Source organism: Peribacillus sp. NPDC094092 (assembly GCF_050279365.1).
Classification (GTDB): domain Bacteria; phylum Bacillota; class Bacilli; order Bacillales; family DSM-1321; genus Peribacillus.
Genome location: NZ_JBNNUC010000004.1, coordinates 371,381 through 393,121, shown reverse-complemented (window position 1 = coordinate 393,121; position 21,741 = coordinate 371,381). Strand labels below are relative to the sequence as shown.

Annotated in this window: 22 protein-coding genes and 1 riboswitch; of the genes, 14 read left to right on the top strand and 8 right to left on the bottom strand. The window is 39.8% G+C overall.

The annotated features are described in order from the left end of the window. Nucleotides 1-2 precede the first annotated feature (2 nt). From ACQKNS_RS20260 to ACQKNS_RS20245, 4 genes are all read left to right on the top strand, one after another. A complete protein-coding gene (locus ACQKNS_RS20260; RefSeq protein WP_427645062.1) occupies nucleotides 3-689 on the top strand; it encodes a response regulator transcription factor in 687 nt (228 codons plus the stop codon). Continuing rightward, nucleotides 686-2,101, top strand: a complete 1,416-nt coding sequence (locus tag ACQKNS_RS20255; protein WP_427645061.1) for a sensor histidine kinase — start codon at nucleotides 686-688, stop codon at nucleotides 2,099-2,101. Before ACQKNS_RS20260 ends, ACQKNS_RS20255 begins: the two co-directional genes overlap by 4 nt. A 19-nt stretch (nucleotides 2,102-2,120) precedes the next feature. Further along, nucleotides 2,121-2,561 carry a FixH family protein gene (locus tag ACQKNS_RS20250; protein ID WP_427645060.1) on the top strand — a complete coding sequence of 147 codons (441 nt, stop codon included), beginning with the start codon at nucleotides 2,121-2,123 and terminating at the stop codon, nucleotides 2,559-2,561. Nucleotides 2,562-3,012: 451 nt separating this feature from the next. Continuing rightward, the gene (locus ACQKNS_RS20245; RefSeq protein ID WP_427645059.1) at nucleotides 3,013-3,771 is read left to right on the top strand and encodes a CAP domain-containing protein; all 759 of its coding nucleotides are present in this window, start codon (nucleotides 3,013-3,015) and stop codon (nucleotides 3,769-3,771) included. A 163-nt stretch (nucleotides 3,772-3,934) separates the two neighbouring features. On the opposite strand, the gene ACQKNS_RS20240 is transcribed toward ACQKNS_RS20245, so the two are convergent. Beyond that, complete coding sequence (locus ACQKNS_RS20240) at nucleotides 3,935-4,345, bottom strand: Hsp20/alpha crystallin family protein (protein ID WP_427645058.1); 411 nt, start codon at nucleotides 4,343-4,345, stop codon at nucleotides 3,935-3,937. Nucleotides 4,346-4,561: 216 nt separating this feature from the next. Here ACQKNS_RS20240 and ACQKNS_RS20235 point away from each other — a divergent pair, with 216 nt between their 5' ends. Next, the gene (locus tag ACQKNS_RS20235; RefSeq protein WP_427645057.1) at nucleotides 4,562-5,335 is read left to right on the top strand and encodes an SDR family oxidoreductase; all 774 of its coding nucleotides are present in this window, start codon (nucleotides 4,562-4,564) and stop codon (nucleotides 5,333-5,335) included. Nucleotides 5,336-5,401: 66 nt separating this feature from the next. Here the strand turns inward: ACQKNS_RS20235 and ACQKNS_RS20230 are convergent, their stop codons facing one another. Beyond that, complete coding sequence (locus ACQKNS_RS20230; RefSeq protein ID WP_427645056.1) at nucleotides 5,402-6,757, bottom strand: MATE family efflux transporter; 1,356 nt, start codon at nucleotides 6,755-6,757, stop codon at nucleotides 5,402-5,404. Nucleotides 6,758-6,886: 129 nt separating this feature from the next. Beyond that, nucleotides 6,887-7,999: a mechanosensitive ion channel family protein gene (locus ACQKNS_RS20225; RefSeq protein ID WP_427645055.1), complete on the bottom strand. Its 1,113-nt coding sequence runs from the start codon at nucleotides 7,997-7,999 to the stop codon at nucleotides 6,887-6,889. A 193-nt stretch (nucleotides 8,000-8,192) separates the two neighbouring features. On the opposite strand from ACQKNS_RS20225, the gene ACQKNS_RS20220 reads away from it, so the two are divergent. Then, on the top strand, nucleotides 8,193-9,281 hold the full coding sequence (locus tag ACQKNS_RS20220; protein WP_427645054.1) for an undecaprenyldiphospho-muramoylpentapeptide beta-N-acetylglucosaminyltransferase: 1,089 nt from the start codon (nucleotides 8,193-8,195) through the stop codon (nucleotides 9,279-9,281). 52 nt (nucleotides 9,282-9,333) lie between these two features. Further along, nucleotides 9,334-9,483: a YflJ family protein gene (locus tag ACQKNS_RS20215; RefSeq protein ID WP_427645053.1), complete on the top strand. Its 150-nt coding sequence runs from the start codon at nucleotides 9,334-9,336 to the stop codon at nucleotides 9,481-9,483. A gap of 35 nt (nucleotides 9,484-9,518) precedes the next feature. On the opposite strand, the gene ACQKNS_RS20210 is transcribed toward ACQKNS_RS20215, so the two are convergent. The 4 genes from ACQKNS_RS20210 to ACQKNS_RS20195 all read right to left on the bottom strand — a co-directional run bounded on the left by ACQKNS_RS20210 (nucleotide 9,519) and on the right by ACQKNS_RS20195 (nucleotide 12,485). Then, nucleotides 9,519-10,202 carry an LrgB family protein gene (locus ACQKNS_RS20210; protein ID WP_427645052.1) on the bottom strand — a complete coding sequence of 228 codons (684 nt, stop codon included), beginning with the start codon at nucleotides 10,200-10,202 and terminating at the stop codon, nucleotides 9,519-9,521. Next, on the bottom strand, nucleotides 10,177-10,569 hold the full coding sequence (locus ACQKNS_RS20205) for a CidA/LrgA family protein (protein WP_427645051.1): 393 nt from the start codon (nucleotides 10,567-10,569) through the stop codon (nucleotides 10,177-10,179). The genes ACQKNS_RS20210 and ACQKNS_RS20205 overlap by 26 nt, the downstream gene beginning before the upstream one ends. 206 nt (nucleotides 10,570-10,775) lie before the next feature. Beyond that, nucleotides 10,776-11,330: a GNAT family N-acetyltransferase gene (locus tag ACQKNS_RS20200; protein ID WP_034307447.1), complete on the bottom strand. Its 555-nt coding sequence runs from the start codon at nucleotides 11,328-11,330 to the stop codon at nucleotides 10,776-10,778. A 333-nt stretch (nucleotides 11,331-11,663) separates the two neighbouring features. After that, nucleotides 11,664-12,485, bottom strand: coding sequence for an undecaprenyl-diphosphate phosphatase (locus ACQKNS_RS20195; protein WP_427645050.1), 822 nt, complete (start codon nucleotides 12,483-12,485; stop codon nucleotides 11,664-11,666). Between the two features lie 183 nt (nucleotides 12,486-12,668). Here ACQKNS_RS20195 and ACQKNS_RS20190 point away from each other — a divergent pair, with 183 nt between their 5' ends. From ACQKNS_RS20190 to dapF, 5 genes are all read left to right on the top strand, one after another. Further along, a complete protein-coding gene (locus tag ACQKNS_RS20190) occupies nucleotides 12,669-12,989 on the top strand; it encodes a DUF4870 domain-containing protein (RefSeq protein ID WP_076366112.1) in 321 nt (106 codons plus the stop codon). Between the two features lie 229 nt (nucleotides 12,990-13,218). Then, entirely contained in the window at nucleotides 13,219-14,013 is a 795-nt protein-coding gene (locus ACQKNS_RS20185; protein WP_427645049.1) for a hypothetical protein, read from the top strand. Nucleotides 14,014-14,103: 90 nt separating this feature from the next. Further along, nucleotides 14,104-14,676: a beta-class carbonic anhydrase gene (locus ACQKNS_RS20180; protein WP_427645048.1), complete on the top strand. Its 573-nt coding sequence runs from the start codon at nucleotides 14,104-14,106 to the stop codon at nucleotides 14,674-14,676. A gap of 156 nt (nucleotides 14,677-14,832) precedes the next feature. Then, nucleotides 14,833-16,134 carry an NCS2 family permease gene (locus ACQKNS_RS20175; RefSeq protein ID WP_427645047.1) on the top strand — a complete coding sequence of 434 codons (1,302 nt, stop codon included), beginning with the start codon at nucleotides 14,833-14,835 and terminating at the stop codon, nucleotides 16,132-16,134. A 183-nt stretch (nucleotides 16,135-16,317) separates the two neighbouring features. Then, nucleotides 16,318-17,304 (top strand): diaminopimelate epimerase, encoded by a 987-nt coding sequence (gene dapF / locus ACQKNS_RS20170; RefSeq protein ID WP_427645046.1) that lies wholly within the window; start codon nucleotides 16,318-16,320, stop codon nucleotides 17,302-17,304. A 193-nt stretch (nucleotides 17,305-17,497) separates the two neighbouring features. Here dapF and ligD read toward each other — a convergent pair whose 3' ends face one another. Then, nucleotides 17,498-19,345 (bottom strand): DNA ligase D, encoded by a 1,848-nt coding sequence (gene ligD, locus ACQKNS_RS20165; RefSeq protein WP_427645045.1) that lies wholly within the window; start codon nucleotides 19,343-19,345, stop codon nucleotides 17,498-17,500. 152 nt (nucleotides 19,346-19,497) lie between these two features. On the opposite strand from ligD, the gene ACQKNS_RS20160 reads away from it, so the two are divergent. Both ACQKNS_RS20160 and ACQKNS_RS20155 read left to right on the top strand, forming a co-directional pair. Further along, nucleotides 19,498-20,340: a Ku protein gene (locus ACQKNS_RS20160; protein WP_427645044.1), complete on the top strand. Its 843-nt coding sequence runs from the start codon at nucleotides 19,498-19,500 to the stop codon at nucleotides 20,338-20,340. 506 nt (nucleotides 20,341-20,846) lie between these two features. Continuing rightward, a complete protein-coding gene (locus tag ACQKNS_RS20155; protein ID WP_427645043.1) occupies nucleotides 20,847-21,497 on the top strand; it encodes an MOSC domain-containing protein in 651 nt (216 codons plus the stop codon). A 111-nt stretch (nucleotides 21,498-21,608) separates the two neighbouring features. Beyond that, nucleotides 21,609-21,707, top strand: a riboswitch (SAM riboswitch). Nucleotides 21,708-21,741 lie beyond the last annotated feature (34 nt).

Below are 21,741 nucleotides of genomic sequence, written 5' to 3'. Positions count from 1 at the left end.
ACATGCATGTTTACACCATTTTAGTCGTGGATGATGAGGAGGATATGCGAAATCTAGTTGAAATGTATTTGCTGAACTCAGGTTATCGATGCCTTCAAGCTGCTAATGGAAAAGAAGCTATTAGTATGGTTGAAACAGAGGAAGTGGATTTAATCCTTTTGGATATCATGATGCCAGGTATGGATGGTTTCTCCGTTTGTGAAGAAATTCGAGAAAAATGGGAGATCCCTGTGATATTTGTCAGTGCGAAAGGTGAAGAATGGGATAAGGTGAAAGGGCTGAAGCTTGGCGGCGACGATTATATCGTCAAACCATTCAATCCGGGAGAATTGGTCGCGAGGGTCGAAGCAGTATTGCGGAGGACAGGGAAATTATCATTGAATGAAGAGAGTCAAAACCATGTCCGGTTCGGTAAAATTAGCTTGAATTTACAATCCAGAACGGTTTTGGTCGAAGGGAAGCCAATCAATTTAACTTTGAAGGAATTCGAATTGCTTTTATTCCTCATGCGTCATAAAAGCCAGGCACTCAGTCGAGAACAGCTGCTTGAAAATGTATGGAGCGGGGAGTATGGAGGATCTTTACGTACAGTGGATACCCATATCAAAACGTTACGAATGAAATTACGAGCGGCCGATTACATTCAAACCGTATGGGGAATCGGTTATAAGATAGAGGAAAAGAAATGATCAATAAATGGCGGACCCTCTCTTTTAAATTATGGCTCACCATCATCACCGCCATCATCCTATCCGTGCTGTTCGCTTATTCACTTTCTCAATATTATTATAAAAATCTATATGTGGAGAAGCTAAAAACAGATTTAGTCAATGAAGCGTCATTGCTAGGGGCGGATTACTCCGGCGGTGAAATCAGCGAAGATTTCAAGGAAAAAGTTGAATGGTTTAACAGCAAGAATGACAGCGAAGTCTTTGTCGTCAACAATCCCAGGGAATTGAGTGCCTGTCTGCCTTTTGAAATCAATTATGACACCCTTATTTCTGAAGAAGAACGGCAAATGCTTTTAGATGGGAAAGCCGTTGAAAAAGAGGGATATGAGAAAAGGTTTGAAAAGAACATCGTAGCGGCGATCATACCCCTGATTGACGAAAATCGGCTCGAAGGTATCATCTATACATATATTCCTGTAGATTCCATTACGGTTTTATTTAAGGAATTTGCCGCAAAATGGCTGGTGGCAGTTCTATTATTTTTGATTGTCGCGATTTTGTTTACGACGAAATGGTTGAAAAAGCTAGTCAGTCCGATTAAGGAAATCGAGACTGCAGCCCATCTTGTCTCAGAGGGGAATTATGACATACAGGTCGAGGTAAGGAGTCATGATGAAATAGGGAAACTGGCAACGGCCTTTAATGATATGGCCAATTCCATCCAAATGGAAGAAGAAAGAAAAAAGGAATTTCTTGAAAATGTTGCACATGAGCTCAGAACCCCGCTTAGTTACGTAAAGGGCTACACACAGGCCATATTGGATGATGTCGTGAAAAATGATGAAGAGCAAAGGAAATACCTTCAACTCATTTCAAGGGAGGCTCTTAGGCTGCAGGGGCTTGTCGGAGATCTGATGGACTTAACAAAAATGGATAGTGATCCATTCTTGTTAAACAAAAGCCCGATTGCCTATGCGCAATTCATTGAAGACGTACTAGTGAAATATGAACCGATAATAAAAGAAAAGCAATTGGACTTGCAGTTAAATCTGGATCCAGACCCGATTATTTTGGGGGATGAAGGAAGGATGGAACAGATCCTGCATAACATTATTGATAATGCCATTCAGTACACGGACCTCGGGGGGGCGATCCATATCACCCTAATTCAGCATAAAGATGATTGCGAACTGCTGGTTACTGATACGGGTAACGGGATTCCGGAAGAGGATCTGCCATATATCATGAATCGTTTTTACCGAGTGAACAAAGCACGCAGCCGTTTTGATGGCGGGTCAGGGCTTGGACTGTCCATCGTCAAAAAATTGGTGGAATTACAAAATGGTAAAATCGAAATAGAAAGCAAGGAAAAAAGGGGAACAAAAGTCAGGGTCATCCTACCGATTATAAAAGAAGAATGGAATTCATAAAAAGGGGATACGTTCAAAAATGAAAAAAATCATGTTATTTTGCATGGCGTTAATTTTTTTGGCCGGATGCGGTAAGGAAGAGGAAATTCCGAAAATGTTAAATGTCGATTTAGCTGTCGATCCAATTCAGGGTAAAGTGAATGAGCCTGTGAAATTTCAGGCAAAAGTAACATATGGGGACGAAGCCGTGACAGATGCAGATGATGTCAGTTTTGAAATTTGGCTTACGAATAGCGATGAACATGACAAGATCGCCGTGAAACATAAAGGGAACGGACTATATGAATTGGAAAAGAAATTTGATGAAGAAGGAACTTACTATGTATATGCCCATGTAACGGCAAGGGATATGCACAACATGCCAAAGAAAGAATTCATAATAGGCAAACCAAGCCCTCCTGAACAAAATGGCGAAAAAAAGGAAATGGACGAGATGAATGATGAAGAAATGAAGAAATGAAATGATGAATGTATCATAGAAATCAAAACAATTCGGGTTTAAAACCGGATTGTTTTTTTTATTTGGGAAATTGTTCAAGATGATAGGGGAAATGACGAAATGTCGAAGTTAAACCGAAAAATTTGTAACATAAAAGTAAAGAACGTCATAAAAATCAGGTTGGAAATGATATGTCAATTTAAAATTATTAGTATTCAATGGAAATAGTTCTATGTAACTACCATTGACAAGAAATTACTGGGAAAATATGAGTATTTATACTGCTGGCAGAAACATAGATAGTTAAAGCATTTTTGCTAGTTTTCTCTGAAACTTGGATCTTAAATATATTTTCATTCGCATCCTGTTAATTTGGTGGAAATTGTTGGAGCCTTTGTTACAAAAAATGCATGTTATGATAATTCCAGAAGCAAAGCACAACAAAAAATGAACATCACAGGAGGAAATACGAATGAAAAAGAAAATGTTTATGTCAGCAGCAGCGGCTGCAGCTATTATATTCACAGGAGTAGGAGCTAACCAAGCTGAAGCAGCCAACTGTGATACTGTTAAACAAGTAACTTTTAATTCTACTAATAAAGAGGACATGCAAAAGGTCCTTAACCAATACCTAGCTAAATACAATATCACTTTACCTGCAGCGCAAGCACAACAAACGCCAGTTCAAGCGCCAGCTCAAAAACCGGTTCAAAAACCAGCTCAAAAACCAGCTCAAAAACCAGCTCAAAAACCAGTTCAGCAAGAAGCTGGAACAACGAACCAAGCAAAACCTGAAGCAAAACCAGTAACACCTAATAAATCAACTGAAGAAAAACAAGAGACAAGCTCTCAATTAAGTGCTTTTGAACAACAAGTTGTTAAATTAACTAATGCAGAACGTGCAAAACAAGGTTTGTCAGCTCTTAAAATCGACAATGAGTTGAGCAAAGTTGCACGTATCAAGTCTCAAGACATGAAAGATAAAAACTACTTTGATCACAATAGCCCAACTTACGGCTCACCATTCGATATGATGAAACAATTCGGAATCAGCTATAAAACAGCTGGCGAAAACATCGCACAAGGTCAACAAACACCAGAAGAAGTGGTACAAGCTTGGATGAATAGCCAAGGACACCGTGAAAACATCATGAACCCTAGCTTTACTCATATCGGAGTAGGTTACGTAGAATCTGGTAACTACTGGACTCAACAATTCATCGGAAAATAATAGTTTAATAGAAAAGTGCATCCCATAAACATGGGGTGCGCTTTTTTTTTGCAAGAATGGGTCATTCCATGTAATAAGATACATCGAAATCTAAAAAAGGTTGTCACCATGAAAATAACAGGAACCGCACCTTATTATCAGCGAGGTCCCGGTGTGTTGCAACTTATATCTCGGATACATCGATTTCTGAATACTGGGTATTGAAACTTTTCTGAAGACGTATTTCCAATGTTGATTCTTTATATTGGGCCGATGCCCCTTTTTTCTTAACAAGTGCGGGGAGTGTAATGACATGCCGATCTGATTCTCCAGGAATCCCCTCGATGATGGATTGGTTAGATGTATGGTAAAGTTTCATTTTTTTTAGCCAAGATTCATCTTCTATGGGAATCCTTACGAAAACATATAAGTGGGTTTCAAATACTTCGGCATGCAAAGGATGTTCAGATCTGGCATTTACTATTTGTGAGCCGCCATCATTTTGGTTCATCATGCCTTGCATATTGTCAGGGATGACTTGTGAAAATACTTTTTCGATGAACGATTGTACATCACTTTGCTGCATATTTTTCATGAAGTCCTTCTGGTTCGGGTTATTCTTAAAAGAAAAAAGTGAATTCCAGGGAAACATTTTGAATTCCTCTCTCCTGCTTTTAGTCTGACAGGTTTATTTATTATATTTTATGCAGCTAAAGCCCATAGGTTCTTTTTTATAATTACTAAATTATAGAAAATAGAATAAACTTATGTATAATTAAGTAAAATCCATTAGATAAAGAGGGTAAAGCCTGTGGATGAAAAAGTAGCTTTTATTACTGGTGGAGCAACCGGAATCGGCAAAAGGATGGCATTTTCACTCGCGGATAATGGAATGTCCATTATCATTACTTATCGAAAAAGTAAAAAGGCAGCTTTAGCATTAGTGGATGAATTACAGGATAAGTACCATGTTAAGGCAATTGCGATTCAAGGTGACTCGTCAAGCGAGGAGGATTGCCTGAATATTTTGCAAAAGATTTCGGAGACATTTGGCCATGTTGATATTTTCATTCATAACGCAGGGCCATATATGCATGACCGTAAGCCCATGACTGAATATGGCAGTGATGAATGGAAGTACATCTTGGATGGGAATTTAAATGGTTTTTTCTATTTTGCGAAGGAACTTATTCCACATATGCGCAGTAGAAACTGGGGTAGAGTCATTACGTTAGGGTTTGAACGGTGTGAAACTGCACCAGGTTGGATCTATCGATCTGTTTTTGCTGCTGCAAAGAGCGGCTTGACCTCCTTGACAAGAACTTTAGCTGTCGAAGAAGCTACATATGGCATCACCGTGAATATGGTCTGTCCCGGTGATATCATAGGTGACTGGAAAGAGGGGGAAATTAGGGCCGCGAGAGCGGAAAAGGATGATACGGTTCCAGTCGGCAGGCCAGGTACAGGGGAAGATATAGCAAGGGTCATCTCGTTCCTTTGTGATGAAAAATCAGATTTCATTACCGGCAGCATCATACCGGTAACAGGAGGTAAGGATGTTCTTGGGAAAATATATAAAGCCTAGTGGTTTAGTGTTTGAATTCAGAATGAAAAAAGGGTGAGGCCGGTATGATCCAGCCTCACTCTTTTTTTACGTCATTTTTTTATATTTCACTTGCTGTATGAAACGTAAACGAACCGCCAAGCCTATAGCTCCAAGAGCCAAGCCGGAAATTAAGCCGATCCAATACCCAAAGGCCCCCATATCCGTATATTTTGCAAAGAAATAGCCAATCGGAAGCCCGAGAATCCAGTAGGAGACAAGTGACATCGCAAATGTGACATTTACATCTTTATACCCACGCAAAATCCCTTGGATAGGTGCCTGCAGGGCATCCGATATCTGAAAGAAGATGGCATATATCAAGAAATGTGATGTCAGCATCATTACCTCATGGTCTTTTGTGTATAAAGAGGCCACAGGTTCGCGGAAGAGGAATAGGATGGTCGACAAAACGAGCGACATCGTCAATGCCATCGAAATGCCAATCCAGCTATACTCTTTGGCATCTTTATAACGGGCTGCACCAATTTCAAATCCAATGACGATCGTCAATGCCATGGATATGCTTAGCGGGATCATATAAAGCAGTGACGCAAAATTCATGGCAATCTGATGCGATGCAATTGTCACGGTATCGAATTTACTCATCAAAAGGGTTACGGCCGAAAAAATGCTTGTTTCAAAAAAAATAGCCAGTCCGATGGGTACCCCAATCAATAATAAGGCCTTCCATTCTTTCCAGGAAACCCGGAAAAATTCACTGAAAACCTCATATGTCGAAAATGGGTTGATTTTAATCACAACAAGGATGGCTACAAGGGCGATTAACCAATACGTAATGGCAGTGGCGTAACCCGAACCGACACCGCCAAGTTCAGGGAATCCAAACTTCCCGTATATTAACAGGTAGTTAAAAAGTACGTTTACCGGGAGTGCACATAAGGTGATGATCATGGAAATCCTAGTCTGTCCCAGAGCATCGATGAAAGCCCTCAACGCATTATAAACGAATAAAGGGATGATACCGAGTGAAAGGGCGATCAAATAATCATGAGCCACAATGCGGACACCATCTTCAAGGTCCATGGCATTCAATACGGGATTCAAAGAAAACGCCCCAATGATTAAAATGATCATGGCTAAAGCGACTGCTAAATAAATGGCCTGCATCACGGAAAAGGAAACGGATTTAGACTGCCTGGAACCTACCAGCTGTGAAACCACCGGCGTCAAGGCAATCAATATCCCGCTCAGCCCCGTATACACGGGTGTCCATAGGGAACTGCCGATGGAGACGCCAGCAACGTCCTGCGTGCTGTATTGCCCCGACATCATCACATCAAAAAAGGTCATGGCATACATGCTGATTTGGGTGATCAGGATAGGTATCAATATATAAAATAACAGGCGGATCTTTTGTGATTTTGAATAAGTCTGATTCATCAAAGTACCTCAATATCAATATTTGGAATTTTCAACACAATGAAAGAATTATATCATATAAGCATGTGCTGGTTTAAGAGTTTTTATTTGAAGCTAAAAAAGACTTGCCGTTTTGGGCAAGTCTTTTTGTCAGTCGCGCATGGATTCAAAATCATTCATGGCTTCCATATTTGAGTCTTTTTGCAGAATGAATGCCTGTGAAGGAATGGCAATTTGGACATCTTCCTGTTCCAATATCCCCATTATTTTAAAGTTCACATCTTCTTTGATAGATAAATATCCTCCAAAGTCAGTCGCTTTCGTGAAGAAATAAAGGTAAAGGTTGAAACCGGAATGACTGAACTCATCAAATTTAACCAAAATCGTTTCCGGATGTACTTCAGGATGATCAATGAGCATCTTTTCAATGCCTTTGATGACATTTTCCAATTTTTCTTTTGGTGTCGTGACATTCACACCCAAATGAAAGGCAATCTGTCTTTTTCCCATCTTGGACCAGTTGATGATCGGCTCATTCGAAAGGGTCGCATTTGGGACTGTAACTAAAGCTTGGGCAAAAGTCCGAACTTTGGTGCTTCGGAAAGTGATGTCTTCGATGGTTCCCTCCACACTTGGAGTTTTCACCCAATCTCCTATGGTAAAAGGTTTTTCGGTAACGATGACGATACCCCCAAAGAAATTGCTGACGGTATCTTTAGCGGCAAGAGCGAAAGCCAATCCACCCAAACCAAGCCCTGCAACAAATCCATCGACATTAAATCCCCATTCTTCCGCAATGATGGAGGCACCAAAAGCAATGATGATTAATTTTATGATTTTCGTAAAGAACGGCAGGACGATTTGATCGACTTCAAGACCGAATTTACTTACCAGTTTCGGAAATAATATAGTAAAGCTTGAACTGATATTAAAAATCGTCCAAAAGAATAAGAATACAAAAAACGATCTGTATATTTTCGATCTGAATTCAATCGAAGGTGTGTCGATCGGAAAATAGTGCATGGATATAATGACACCGATCAAAACGATTAACCACCTTACAGGTTGTTCTATAGCGAGCATTAAGTTGGCGGCAAATTCCACTTTGCGTTTTTCGGCAATTCGTAGAAAGAACTTGAATATATATGTAGTAAATACTTTCCGAAGCAAAATGAAGATTAGAAAAATGCCAATGGAAATTCCTAATTTGGTCCAGGCTTCGATTCCATCAAATTGATCGAGTGATTCAGAAACTTCTTGCAATGTATTACTCCTCCAATGTATCTTGTAGTATTGTAGAATACTAAGATTATAATATATTCATGCTGAAAAAGGAAAAATATTCGATGATTACATTCATCATGGGAATTTTGCGATTCACTGAATACTTTTTCAAGTTATTAATAGCAAGGATATATGGTAATATGGATGCAAAGTGATTTTTTAAGTTTGGAAGGTGGAAATATTGACTAAGAAAATAGTATTTACCGGAGGCGGCTCTGCCGGTCATGTATCTGTTAATGCAGCAATCATCCCGGAATTTTTAAAGCATGATTGGGATGTTACTTATATTGGTTCAAAAAAAGGCATTGAAAAAAATATCATCGAAACGGAATTTCCCGAAGTACGCTATGAAACGATTTCCGTAGGGAAATTCCGACGATATCTCTCTGTTGAAAATATGAAAGACCCTTTCCGGGTTTTAAAAGGGATTTTTGATGCACGTAAAATATTAAAAAAGACCAAGCCGGATTTCATTTTTTCTAAGGGTGGATTCGTTTCGGTTCCAGTCGTTTTGGCAGGCAGGATGCTGGGAATACCGATTGCGATCCATGAATCGGATTATACGCCTGGTCTGGCTAATAAAATTGCCATGCCGCTTGCATCGAAAATTTTCACTACCTTCCAGGAAACGGAAAAGGATCTTCCGAAAGAGAAGGCCATGTATCTTGGGGCTGTATTGCGAGATGGGATTTTTACGGGAAACGCTTCTGCTGGAAAGGCGTTTTGTGGATTCACGAATAACAAACCGGTGTTACTCGTTATGGGCGGAAGCCTTGGAGCCGTTAAAATCAATAATTTAATTACAGATAACCTTGATGCCTTATTAAAGGATTATCAGATTATTCACATTTGCGGGAAGGGAAATGTGAAACCGGAATTGAAACAAAGGGGATATGCTCCTTTTGAATTCGTACACGAAGAATTATTCGATCTTTTGGCTGCTGCTGATGTTGTTGTGTCAAGGGCAGGTTCAAATTCAATTTTTGAATTCCTTGCATTGCAAAAGCCGATGTTGCTTATCCCACTAAGTGCCAATGCATCCCGTGGAGATCAAATCTTGAATGCGTCAAGCTTTGAAAAACAGGGTTTTTGTAAAGTCATCCAAGAAGAAGAGCTAAATGACAGGATTTTTAATGCTACATTATCGGATTTAGTGAAACAATCGGGTGAATATCAGGAGAAAATGCGGCAAAAACGCCCATTCAAAACGGCAGCTGAAATGTATGAATTACTACTTAAAGTAATGGGTGCAAAAAAATAAGTATCATTCCCCTCTTTGTAGCATATCTTTTTCGAACAGAGGAGGGGGTAGTATGGCTTATGAATATTCAAAAGGATGGTTCATTCAGCAGCTGAAAGCCGCAGGGATTAGCCATCATCCAATTGAGAAAAAAAAGCTGGAGCTGTATAAAACCTATATTCTAAGGCGTTTATACGACGATTTGCAAAAAAATAAATCATAAAAAGAACCGCAACGTCGTTGACGTTGCGGTTCTTTTTATAGGAAATTACTTATAAAAGGAAAGAAACAGGAAATAAGAATACCTGCGATAGCCATTGCCGCACCTGCGACGGCCCCGGTAAACTCACTTTCCTGGGCGGCTTGAGCCGTTCCCAGACCATGCGCGATCGTACCATAAGCGATACCTCGTGCGAAGGGCATCGTAATGTTCAGTTTATCCATCATTTTTGGAGCGATCATCGTACCCAATACGCCAGTTAAAATGACGAAAGCTGCTGATATATTGGAATTTCCGCCATAAAGCTCGGTGATTTCTACGGCAATGGGCACTGTAATAGATTTAACCGCCAATCCTTGAATTATGAATTGCGGAAGTGAAAATGTTTTAGCGATGGCGATGGCAATCGTCAATGTGACCAGAAGACCAAAAATCATCCCGCCAATTGCAGGCAATGCATATTTAACGATTATATTTCTATTTTTATAAAGCGGTACGGCCAAAGCTACGGTAGCTGGTCCCAGGAAATAGGTGATGATGTCTTTTCCTGGCGAATAATCTTCGAAATCCAAACCGCTGATCAACAGTACGAGAATAATTGTAACCGTACTGAAAAATACGGGCGTCGTAAAAGGTGATGGATGTTTAGCATATATTTTCCTTCCAATGAAATAGGCAAGGATGGTTATCAAGATGCTATAAGTTGTGATGAACGCTGTCATGTTGCTTAACCTCTCCTCTATGGGATAGCTTCTGAACGGTCCAAGCTGAAACGATGAATCCAAATATCAGGCTGACTCCCAATGTAAGTGCCAATGGCAAACCGAATTCAATGAATAGCCATCCCATGGTCATTAAACTGATTGAAATGGGAATGAAGAAAAAGGCTAGGTGCTTTACCAAAAAACCTGATGTAAGTTCAATCCACTCGACCTTTATAATCTTCGTCTGTAATAAGCCGAATAAAAGAATCATGCCGATGACGTTGCCTGGTATGGGTAAATGAAGTAAATTGGCTAAATAATAGCCGACCTTGCAAATGATGAGCAGGAAGATGAGCTGCACGATAAAAGCAAATGTTTTTTTCATGATTAAGTCCTTTCAATGACACTTTGAATAAATTGTTAATTTGGTCAATTGTATTCATTATAAAAAAATATCCCTAAAAAGAATAGGGATTTGCAGCAATCTATCTTAAACATCCTGTGAAAATGGAAAAAAGAGCTTTCCAGGTTTGGAAGCTCCGGCCATAATATGAAAATATAAACAAAGTCATTGTTGAAAAGTTCTTCACTCTATGCTTCAAGTAACTGCTGTTCGTCATCATCATGCTGTCTAAGGATATGAAAGGTGTATAAATCTTTAGGGATTTCATACAAATCGTAGATATCTCCTTCATGATTGATCTGATCATAAAGGGATTTTCTTGTTTCGTTGGCATTGACGGCATAGGGAAGCTTTTCTGCGGCTTTTATAGAGCGGATATTTTTTTTGCGAATACGCATGAAGACCGTTTCCAAACCGAGCTCGAAAAAAAGCTCTTTAAAGAAAGCGTCTTTTGCAATGGCATTATACCCTTTTCCATGATAAGGCTTGCCAAGCCATGTGCCTAAGAAACCTGCACCATTTTCAATATCGTATAAAGAAATACAACCGATGGGATTTTCCCATTCATCCAAGATTGTTCGTGAAATGAGTTGCCCAGCATCTTCGGCTTCGATCGTTTGCTTAGTAATGAAAACATATTCTTCATATGAATCTACCTTATGGCGCACGAAAGGGAAGACATCTGGATGCGTCATTTGTTCATAAAGAGAAAAACAATCTGTGAAATCTCTCTTTTTTAACATTTCCGTCCCTCCGTTTGAGGGCAGTTCTTATGCGTAGTCGCTGCCCACCCTCGAAATTTTTTAAGTCGCTCATCAAAAAATTTCGGGGTGGGAATCGAACCCACTAGAACCGGAAACCGGTGGCGCACCATTTGCCTTCCCTATTTTTATTGTCAGAAAATATGCAAATCAAAAGAACCTTACGAAGGTATAATACTAAAAAAAAAACGGTTTGGGAATAGGTTTTTTGCCTTTTTTTTTCGTCAAATTTCAACTTTTTCAACAAGGGTGAATTTGAAAGGCAAACGTATGCATTTTTCCAAGAAAAACTGTTTTTTTCGCCTGCTTTTTTCTTTAAAATTCACCTGTGAATTGCATGAACAAAATGATTGCGCCGAGGGCCCATACATAAATGGAGAATATTTTCAGTGAACGCTTTTTTAAGAAGTCGATCATCCATACAACGGCTATATAACCAAAGATTGCTGCGGCAAGGGTTCCGACGAATAGCGCAGTGAGTGGCAGCCGTTCAACTTCTCCTGTGAAAATCGGTTTCATCTGAAATACGATGCCCCCGGTTATGGCAGGAATTGATAGCAAAAAGGAAAAATAGGCTGCAGTGGCCCTATCCAACCTGCAGAATAGTCCAGCGGCTATCGTCAGGCCGGAACGCGAAAGGGCAGGCATGATGGCAGCAGCTTGGAAGGTACCGATGATCAAGGCATCTTTAATCGAAATTTCATTAAGGGATTTGCCGCCTTTTCTTACTCCGTCCGCCACCCATAAAATCAGCCCGGTCGCTAAAAACTCCCAGCCTATCGTCACGCCTGTTTTTGAAAGGCCATCAAACCAATCCCCGAGTAAAATGCCGGCAATCACTGCTGGGATTGTCCCGGCAATGAGAAGCAGAGTCATTTTGGAGAAGGGTTTTTTCAAAATGGCAATAATGTCATTCTTATAGACGACCAATAACGCCAGTAAGGTTCCGATATGGAGCATGGTATCCAGAAAAATGCCTGCTTCGTCAAGATGGAAAATATGCCGTCCTAAATATAAATGCCCAGTGCTTGAAATAGGTAAAAACTCAGTCAGGCCTTGAATGATCCCTAGGATGAAGGCTTGAAATTCGTTTAGCAAAAAAACATCACTCCATTCTAGAAGGTATGGGACATCCATTAATTAAACTGTATGCACAAGACGGATGAACATATTCGGATTTTTTGTCATATGTATTGCCAACTGGTTTTTATGAAGAAAAGGCAGTCCTATTTTACCTTTTTCGAATATAATGAGAGGAAAAATGAAACTATTTTGCATTTGATTCGTATTTATTCATATGAGAAAGGAGGAGAAGACACTATGCCTACTAAAGATGAAAGAGTGTTTGCTGCCCTTATTTATGTGATCAGTTTTTTTACAGCATTTATCGGTCCTTTGGTGATTTGGTTATTGAAAAAGGATTCGTCACAATTTGTGGATTATCACGGAAGGGAATACCTGAATTTTTTCATTTCCTACACCGTATATTCAATAGTTGCAGGGATACTCACTATAGTATTGGTTGGGTTCTTGCTATTGCCGGTTATCGGGATAGCTTTAGTCGTATTCACCATCATTGCTGCCGTTAGGGCTTATGAAGGAACGGATTATAGGTTCCCGTTGGTTTTCAGGATATTGTAGTAATGATGCAAAAGGATTCCGTTCAATTCGGAGTCCTTTTTTATATGAACCAAGTTGGGAATTGCCCTGCATTAAAAAGGGAATAGATCACATTAAATCGAATAAAGTATTATGATAACTACTTCAATGCACTTTTAAGAAGCGGATGCCGGGCGTCTTATGATACTGCTAATAAATTTACTTTTAATGCGGCAATTTTTCTTGTAAGGAGTGAGGAGCAGAGAGGGATATGAATATACGTGAATATTATCAGAAAACGAGCAATTCAAATTTTCATGCATCTTGGATATCACTTCTTTTGGCCATTTTATTTTTCATTTGCCATATTTTTAAAATGATACCGGGCAATATATTATTGATAACGTTTCCTTTTATTTTCTTTAGCATTGCCCAATTTGTCAGTCATCGTATATATGAAAATAGAATGAAGGAATTGCCTGATGAACATATCGGGACAAATGCTGGATTATTCAAAAATGAACATGTTTTATTGACTTTTATGCCAGCACCCACATTGCGCCTTCTTCTCTTTGCGCCGGATGGGTCTCTAATTGGCGAAGTAAGGGATTTGAATATGAAGTGGTTCATGTGGATGATCCCCAATTTCTTGTCGATGCTCCTGGCCAAGCGGTATGAACTGGTGGACCATGAGGGACGTTTGCTGGCTAAGTACCATATCAAAATGGGACTTTTCAATAAAATGACGATCATGGACGAACAGGGCGGCATCATTGGATCGTATCAAGAGAATCGGTCATTCGTGAAGATTAACGGAATGATATATAAGGAAGATGGTACGGAATGGATGCCCATTGAAACGCCGGGAAGTGTGAATTCATTCGAGATTGCCACAAAAGAAGGGGGGAAGATCGTTTCATACCAAGAAGGCTGGATGCCTTTGGAATGGGGAAAACGATTCAAGACAAATACACCCATACTTTCTTTTTCATCAAATGTTGATGAAATTCCTAAAATCATCGTTTTTGGGTTCTGTGCAGCCACGCTAAATCATCGTTCAAATTGACCAGGGTTACCCTTTAGCAAATCCTTTAAATATTTGATATAATCATAGTGGAATACATAGATTAAATACAAAATTAAAAAGGTGGTAAATATGACTTTACTTAATGAGATTCTAGATTTTAATGAACAGTTTGTTGAAAAAGGTGAGTATGTTAAGTATAGAACTGATAAGTTCCCTGAAAAACGCATGGTCATCATAAGCTGTATGGACACTCGGCTCGTCGAACTATTGCCAAAATCCTTGAATGTCAAAAATGGCGATGTCAAAATCCTGAAGACTGCAGGGGCAATCGTCTCCCATCCATTCGGTAGTGTCATGAGGAGTATCCTTGTTGCCGTTTATGAGCTGAAGGCGGATGAAGTATTGGTCATTCCTCACCATGACTGCGGGATGGCATCAGTCGATGCTGATTCTGTAGTAGGGAAGATGCTCGAACGTGATATTCCACAGAGCACCATAGATACCCTTGGAGCTTCAGGAATAGATATTCGGAGTTGGCTTCGCGGATTTGATGATGTTTATGAAAGTTGCAAGAAAAGTGTGGAAGTGATTAAAGGGCACCCTTTGATCCCAAAAAATATTCCCGTACATGGTCTTATCATTTCCCCTGATACAGGGAAGCTGGAATTGGTAGTCGATGGGTATGCGGAAGGACAAAAATAATATATTCAACGGGGCTGTCGGGATTATTTCCGACAGTTTTTTTCAAATTTTGATCAATACTATTTATTTTTATCCTTTTTTTTGTTAAAATCGCCAAGTGTAGTTTGTCACTAATACAAACGGGTGGGCGAGGGACAAATTTAATAAGGATACAACATGAAGAAATTAAACTTGGAAACGTTTTTTCATTTTTCCGAATATGGAACGAATGGAAAACGTGAAATCCTTGCTGGAGTGGTCGGCTATTTTACAATAGTCTATATTCTCATCGTGAATTCCCTGATTTTATCGGAAGCGGGCATTCCAATTAATGGTGCAGTGATTGCGACGATTCTTTTATCTGCTTTAAGCTGTGTCATGATAGGACTTTGGGCGAATGTCCCAATCCTCCTCGTTCCAGGAATGGGCGTAAATGCCCTATTTGCTTATACGATGGTTCAAGGAATGGGTCTATCTTGGCAATCGGCACTTGGTGCTGTATTTATCTCAGGGGTTATTTTTGTAGTCATCGCTTTTACAAAATACTCTAAGTTAATCAGTGATTCGATTCCAAGGTCGATAAAAGAAGCCATATCTGTCGGTCTTGGCTTATTCTTGATGCTAATCGGTCTCGAGAAGGGCGGAATAATCACGCGAGGTTCATCATCTATCGTCGCACTGGGAGATTTAAGCGATCCAGCGGTGTGTGCAACGGTATTGACCTTTTTGCTCGCAATCACTCTGTTCATCAAGAATGTCCCCGGTAATTTCATGATTATCATCCTGGCAGGCAGCCTCATTGCATATTGGTTCGGGACGGTTCAACTATCAAAAATCCATTTTTCAGGCATTGACACAGCTTCTTACAGTGATCTCTTCTTTTCATTGTCGTTCTTGGAAGCGAACCGGATTGAATTCTGGATAAGTGTGTTTGCAATGACGATGGTTCTTGTTTTTGAAAATATTGGCCTTGTACACGGGCATGTAGATAGCATAAACCGCCAGGATGCCTATAAAAAGTCGCTGCAGGCGACAAGTGTGTCCGTTCTGTTTTCCGGCATATTCGGTTCGAGTCCTACCGTTGCTACAGTTGAAACGGCAGCTGGAATCGCATCAGGAGGCAGAACTGGTTTTACTTCAGTGGTGACAGGCGTGCTATTCATACTATCACTTCTATTTATACCGGTGATTAAAGTAATCCCTGATAGCGCCATTGCCCCCATCTTAATTATCATTGGCATTTTGATGCTAGGAAATATAAAAGAGCTGGATTTCAGCGATTTAACCGAGAGCATACCTGCAATCATGATCATCACGATCATTCCTTTCACTTACAGTATTGCAGATGGAATGGCATTCGGTTTCATCCTGTACCCATTCTTGAAGCTTGTAACAGGAAAAGCGAGAGACGTATCAGCCCCGATGTATGTAAGTGCCGGAATGTTTATCGTCTATTTCATCATTGGTATGATCGGTTAATAATTAAAAAGAGCGGTTGGAATGAGTTAATTCTTATTCCAACCGCTCTTCTTATTGGTTTTTTCGACGGAAAAAATGGATTTATTGTGATTTACGCGATGACACATCCATCTTGAAAATGCTATGATATAGAATATTAAAAAATTGATAAATGACAAGCAGCATATTAGAGGATGTGACAGGATGATTATTGAAGGTTTAAAAAGCCATGGTTCAGGAAATGATTTCTTAATCGTTGATGAATTGACTACGACCCTGACGTTTACAGAAGAAGAGCGGAAAAATTTCGCGAAGGCACTATGCAATAGGGAGAGGCTTGGGGCGGATGGTATTTTGTTCGTAATGAAAAGTGAACATGCTGATTGCCGGATGCGTGTCTTTAATGCAGATGGATCGGAAGCGTCGATGTGCGGCAATGGACTTCGCTGTGTTGCACGTTATGCGAACGACGTTCTAGGGCTCGATAAAATGATCGTGGAAACCATGAAGGCAAATCTACTCGTGGAAAAAACGGAAGATATTTATGAGGGAATTCCGACTTTCAAGGTGGAAATTTCCCCGGTAAGTTTCAATGTGAAGGATCTGCCTCTTGTATTGGCTAAAGAACAATTGCAAAACGAATTATTGCCGGAACTTCATGATACTCTATTATTTTCGGCGTTGGCGGTTCCTAATCCACATTTGATCACACTCGTCGATAGCGATGTTTTGCGAAGTGATTTGCAGGACGAACTTTCAACAAAGGTCAATCAACCGAATGAGCTTTTCCCTGATGGTGTCAATGTCAGCTTTGTGAAAGAGCTGGAACCCGGGAGCATTTATGTGCGGACATTCGAACGGGGGGTAGGCTTCACGAATGCATGTGGAACGGCGATGTCTGCTTCAAGCCTAGTGACATGCTCTGTTGGTTTAAACGCGTTGGAAAGTGAAATATCCGTCTACAATAACGGCGGAAAAGTTAAATGCGTGGTCCACCATGATGAAGAAAGCCAAAAGTATTCAATTGATTTAATCGGGAACGCAACCTATGAATTCAAAGTATTGTTTGAAATAGACTTAGATCAGCCTGAAAAATTTAAAATTCTTGAGAAAGAGGATTTTGAATTGGAAACAAGCTTATATTCCAAGCTTCAGGATGAAGTTCAAAGTTATTTGAAAACAAAAGTATAAAGAAATTATCAGACTGCAGGCAAACTCGAAGAAAAGCGAGGTTGCCTGCAGTTTTCTCATTAAAAAACCTCCAGTGAAGTCACGGGACACCTGCTTAGGTCCCAGGAAGACCCAACAGGCGCAAAGAACGCCAGGGGAAAGCGAAGTACCCTGGAGAGGGAATCCACGATCATTTTATACGCCCTAAGACCAATCAGTTGTTGGGCTTTTTTTGTTTTAGGAACGACAATACTTCCAAAAAGGCTGGTCCGTTATCGACCATTCTGTAATCCATAAATGCACACCCTTCCCTTTTTATTCTGCTTGGTATGGTTTCAATCGTAAAGTCCTTTAACTGGAGACTTTCGTCCACTTCCTCCCAAAACAAAGGAGTGGCCACACCGGCGAAAGAATTTCCCCGCGGGGAATAAGGAAGGATGATGGTTTTTCCTTCACTATGCTGCACAAAGTCCAAATATAGCCGATTATGCCGATTTATTTTCATTCTTTCCGTTGTAAATTCATTAGGGTTGGAACTTGATAAGTAGTCACCGAGAAAGTCAGTGAATATGCGTGTCTCCTGATAAGTAAATCTGTCTTCAGGCAGTGGGATGTGAATTTGCAGTCCTTTGTTACCTGAAGTTTTTACAAAAGCTTTTATCCTTAATGATTCCATCACCTTTTTTATTTCCTGTGCGGCCTTAATCGCTAAGGAGAAAAATTCGATGGAAGGGGGATCCAAGTCCAGGACGATTTCGTCTGGTCGTGTTTTACCCGCTTTCTGAAATGGAGCATGGAATTCCAATGCAAGTTGATTGCCAAACCAAAGAAGCGTTTCAATATCGTTACATAGCATATACTCGATATCCTCATTAATGAACGTTTTTATAAAGGTCGGGGCATAATCAGGTTTGTTTTTCTGGAAAAACCTTTCTTTATCCAAAGTGCCATGAGGATAGCGGATCGTCGTAAGCAGTTTATCCTTCAAGAAGGGTAGGAAGAAAGCTGAAACCTCCCGTAAATAATGAAGGTATTCAACTTTTACCACCTTTTCATCTCCTGTTATCCAAAGCGGTTTATCCCTGGAAGTTATTTGTACAGTATCTGGAAATGTATATTGACCTAGCACGAATTTCTCCCAAGTACATTCTTCGGGAGCCGTTTGTAAAAGCCATTGTGAAAACTGTGGCTCACGTAATTCATTTTCCTCATACACATGTAAAAATTGAACTTCGATGCAAATGGATGGATGGATATAAAAAAATTGTGCGTCTTCGTCTGATGCATTTTGTTTGATCAGTTCATGCAATATCCTTTTATCTTGAGCACTCAGTCCATTTTTAACACTACCGATTTTGATTACGGCACCTTCTTTGAAAACTGCGAGGGAAACGTAACCATTTTCTTTGTGCAAGGCTGTAATGAAACAGGCAACGGTCTTCCAATTTTTCACCTTGATCCATGAGGTAGTACGTTTCCCTTCTTGCCAAGTACCACGAATTTCCTTGGCGACAACCCCTTCGCCATCTAATAGGATGACCTTATTCAAGGCAGTATCCAATACGTCAAAACTCTCTATTAATTGTATCAATGCCTTATCATTGGGATCAGGGGGCATAGGAAAGCCAAAATTCCCCCCCATATTCAACATCAATTCCCTTCGTTCTTCCATAGGTTTAGCTCCTACATTTCTTCCTCTGATGCTAAGAAGGTCAAACGCTATGAACCGGCAAGGGGAAATACGGGCTTTTTCTGAAATTAAGGATTGTTTCCCAAGACGGCCTCGCCACTGTATTTGAAAAAAATCGGCTTTCGCCTGATTGGTAAGCCAGACCAATTCTCCATCTAACTGAAGCGGAAGATAATCTTCCAGGTCCAGAGCTTTGATGTAAGCAGTGATTTCCGGGAATTGTGGTGATAATTCCTTTTCATTCCGGCTCGAAATGCTTATTGTATCGGAGTCTATCGTTAAAATAGCCCTAAACCCGTCATATTTGACTTCATAACGCCAATCCTTGGAGTTGGGGGCTTCGGGGTAATAGGTTGGCAGCATCGGTTTCATTTTTGTATTTACCTCCGCAAATAATTGATTAACATTATTTTGCCAAAAAAGCGAAGTGTTAGAGTTGGCAATTGTTTTTTCGGTTTTTTTTGATCAAAGGGGAATAATAAAATTGTTCTTCTCTTTTAAAAATAAGTTATGAGGTGACGAATATGCATACGATGTGGAAGGGGAGCATATCATTCGGTTTGGTGAACATTCCGATCAAACTTCATGCTGCAACGGAGGATAAGGATATTTCTTTGAGGACGTTGCATAAGGAATGTCATTCACCGATTAAATATGAAAAGGTTTGTCCGGTATGCCAGAAAGAAGTGGGGAAGGATGATATAGTCCGCGCTTTTGAGTATACAAAGGGAAAGTACGTTGTATTGGATGACAATGAACTAGAACAACTGAAAAAACAAAACGAAGAAAAAGCCGTGGAAATCGTGGATTTCGTTAAAATCGAAGAAATAGATCCCATTTATTTTAACCGGAGTTATTACATGTCCCCTAATGACGGAGGGATAAAAGCTTATTCCCTTTTGAGGCAGGCCCTCAAGGAGTCGAATAAGGTAGGGTTAGCGAAAATCATCATTCGCTCTAAAGAACAAATGGCGGTAATCCGCGTCGTTGATAATACCTTGGTGATGGAAACGATTCATTATCCGGATGAAGTCCGCTCCACAGCAGATGTTCCGAATATCCCTGCCAATGATACCATTGTAAAAAAAGAAATCGATACTGCCGTATTACTGATAGATCAATTAACGACTACATTCGATCCGACAAAATACACCGATGACTATCGAACCGCGTTACTTGAATTGATTGAATCAAAGAAAGCTGGGCAGACGACGATTGCAGCCAAAACAAAAGAACCAGTTTCCAACAATGTAACCGATTTAATGGAGGCCTTACAGGCATCCATTGACCGTACGAAACATGATGAACCGGAAATGAAAAAGACGACCCGAAAGAAAGTGGCACCGAAAAAAAAGAAACAAGCTTAAACAGGAAGCTGAGCGGAAGACGAATGATGTCGCTCGGCTTTCTGCTTGTTTTAGCAAGGGATTTGCCTTCAAATAAGGTAATGATAGTGAATGAACAGCAAATGAAATACATAGGTAAGGAAAATGCAAATATGTAAGTGGATCACGATGTAAGGGGCAGAATGGATTTATAAGAAAATGATGGTTGAAAATGAAGGCAAAAAAATTCGCTCCCTAAAGAGCGACAATGAGGAATTCAATCGTGAAAATCAACATATAGGCGAACGGTTGTAGTTTTCGACTATATATTGTGTTCATATTCTACCATATTTAATTCTGAAATAGCAACAAAATTACTGAAACAACCCTATGAATTTTTCTGGAAATCAATGATATTTTGCCCACTTAACTGCGCATATGGCTATTGCATTTTCATATCCTTATAAAAAACTACAGAATAAAATGGATTTTTAGTATAATTTATACATACAGGATGGTATAAATTAAATAAGAATGGAAGATGCAAAATGGAAAATGGGAAAATCAAAGCACTTCATGCCGGGAAGCCAAAGCATGAAATTTTTTCGAATATCGATATCTTTTCAGCAATGGATAAACAAGCACAGGATAATGTGACAGTGACTAAATCAGGTATAATTGGTGATGGGGTAGGTAATGTAAAGTTCCATGGAGGTCCTGATCGCGCTTTGTGCTTTTACCCCATTGAGCATTATACATTATGGAATGAAAAATTCTCTAAAAAGCTGGAAATCCCTGCATTCGGTGAAAATTTAACCATAGCGGGGATGAGGGAAGAAACAACGTATATCGGCGATATTTATCAAATAGGCGAAGTGATTGTACAAATTAACCAGGGGAGGATACCTTGTTCGACCATTTCCCACTTCAATCAAGAACCTAAGTTTTTGGAACTCGTGTTGAAAACGAGTTTCACTGGTTATTTTGCAAGAGTACTTCAAGAAGGAACGATAAATAAACAAAACGAGATTGTGCTGATAGATCGTTTGCAAGAAAAGATTTCAGTTCATTATGCAGCAGAGGTAATCCTTCATAAACGAGATGGGCTGGAAGGCGCAAAGGCTTTACTTACACTAGACTCGTTAGCGGAAGACTGGAAACAAAGGATCTTGAAGAGGGTTCAAGCTGCAAAAGATTGAATGATTTTTGCAAAAGTGAAAAAAATGTCGATCAGGTATTGAAATTGACAGATTATTAATGTAAATTAAGTATAATCAAATTTTGAAATCTTGTGAAAATTATATAAATGGATCTTATCGAGAGAGGTGGAGGGACTGGCCCGAAGAAACCTCAGCAACCAGCTTAGGCAAAGGTGCTAAATCCAGCAAGCAGAGCTTGATAGATGAGGAGAATGTTTCAAAAAACCTTCTTCTTTGAGAAGGT

Bases quoted from the DNA above. Each gene is read 5' to 3' on its own strand.
- ACQKNS_RS20260 (WP_427645062.1), top strand. From the start codon at position 3: ATGCATGTTTACACCATTTTAGTCGTGGATGATGAGGAGGATATGCGA.
- ACQKNS_RS20255 (WP_427645061.1), top strand. From the start codon at position 686: ATGATCAATAAATGGCGGACCCTCTCTTTTAAATTATGGCTCACCATC.
- ACQKNS_RS20250 (WP_427645060.1), top strand. From the start codon at position 2,121: ATGAAAAAAATCATGTTATTTTGCATGGCGTTAATTTTTTTGGCCGGA.
- ACQKNS_RS20245 (WP_427645059.1), top strand. From the start codon at position 3,013: ATGAAAAAGAAAATGTTTATGTCAGCAGCAGCGGCTGCAGCTATTATA.
- ACQKNS_RS20240 (WP_427645058.1), bottom strand. From the start codon at position 4,345: ATGAAAAATATGCAGCAAAGTGATGTACAATCGTTCATCGAAAAAGTA.
- ACQKNS_RS20230 (WP_427645056.1), bottom strand. From the start codon at position 6,757: ATGAATCAGACTTATTCAAAATCACAAAAGATCCGCCTGTTATTTTAT.
- ACQKNS_RS20215 (WP_427645053.1), top strand. From the start codon at position 9,334: ATGGCTTATGAATATTCAAAAGGATGGTTCATTCAGCAGCTGAAAGCC.
- ACQKNS_RS20210 (WP_427645052.1), bottom strand. From the start codon at position 10,202: ATGACAGCGTTCATCACAACTTATAGCATCTTGATAACCATCCTTGCC.
- ACQKNS_RS20205 (WP_427645051.1), bottom strand. From the start codon at position 10,569: ATGAAAAAAACATTTGCTTTTATCGTGCAGCTCATCTTCCTGCTCATC.
- ACQKNS_RS20200 (WP_034307447.1), bottom strand. From the start codon at position 11,330: ATGTTAAAAAAGAGAGATTTCACAGATTGTTTTTCTCTTTATGAACAA.
- ACQKNS_RS20195 (WP_427645050.1), bottom strand. From the start codon at position 12,485: ATGGATGTCCCATACCTTCTAGAATGGAGTGATGTTTTTTTGCTAAAC.
- ACQKNS_RS20190 (WP_076366112.1), top strand. From the start codon at position 12,669: ATGCCTACTAAAGATGAAAGAGTGTTTGCTGCCCTTATTTATGTGATC.
- ACQKNS_RS20185 (WP_427645049.1), top strand. From the start codon at position 13,219: ATGAATATACGTGAATATTATCAGAAAACGAGCAATTCAAATTTTCAT.
- ACQKNS_RS20180 (WP_427645048.1), top strand. From the start codon at position 14,104: ATGACTTTACTTAATGAGATTCTAGATTTTAATGAACAGTTTGTTGAA.
- ACQKNS_RS20175 (WP_427645047.1), top strand. From the start codon at position 14,833: ATGAAGAAATTAAACTTGGAAACGTTTTTTCATTTTTCCGAATATGGA.
- dapF (WP_427645046.1), top strand. From the start codon at position 16,318: ATGATTATTGAAGGTTTAAAAAGCCATGGTTCAGGAAATGATTTCTTA.
- ligD (WP_427645045.1), bottom strand. From the start codon at position 19,345: ATGAAACCGATGCTGCCAACCTATTACCCCGAAGCCCCCAACTCCAAG.
- ACQKNS_RS20160 (WP_427645044.1), top strand. From the start codon at position 19,498: ATGCATACGATGTGGAAGGGGAGCATATCATTCGGTTTGGTGAACATT.
- ACQKNS_RS20155 (WP_427645043.1), top strand. From the start codon at position 20,847: ATGGAAAATGGGAAAATCAAAGCACTTCATGCCGGGAAGCCAAAGCAT.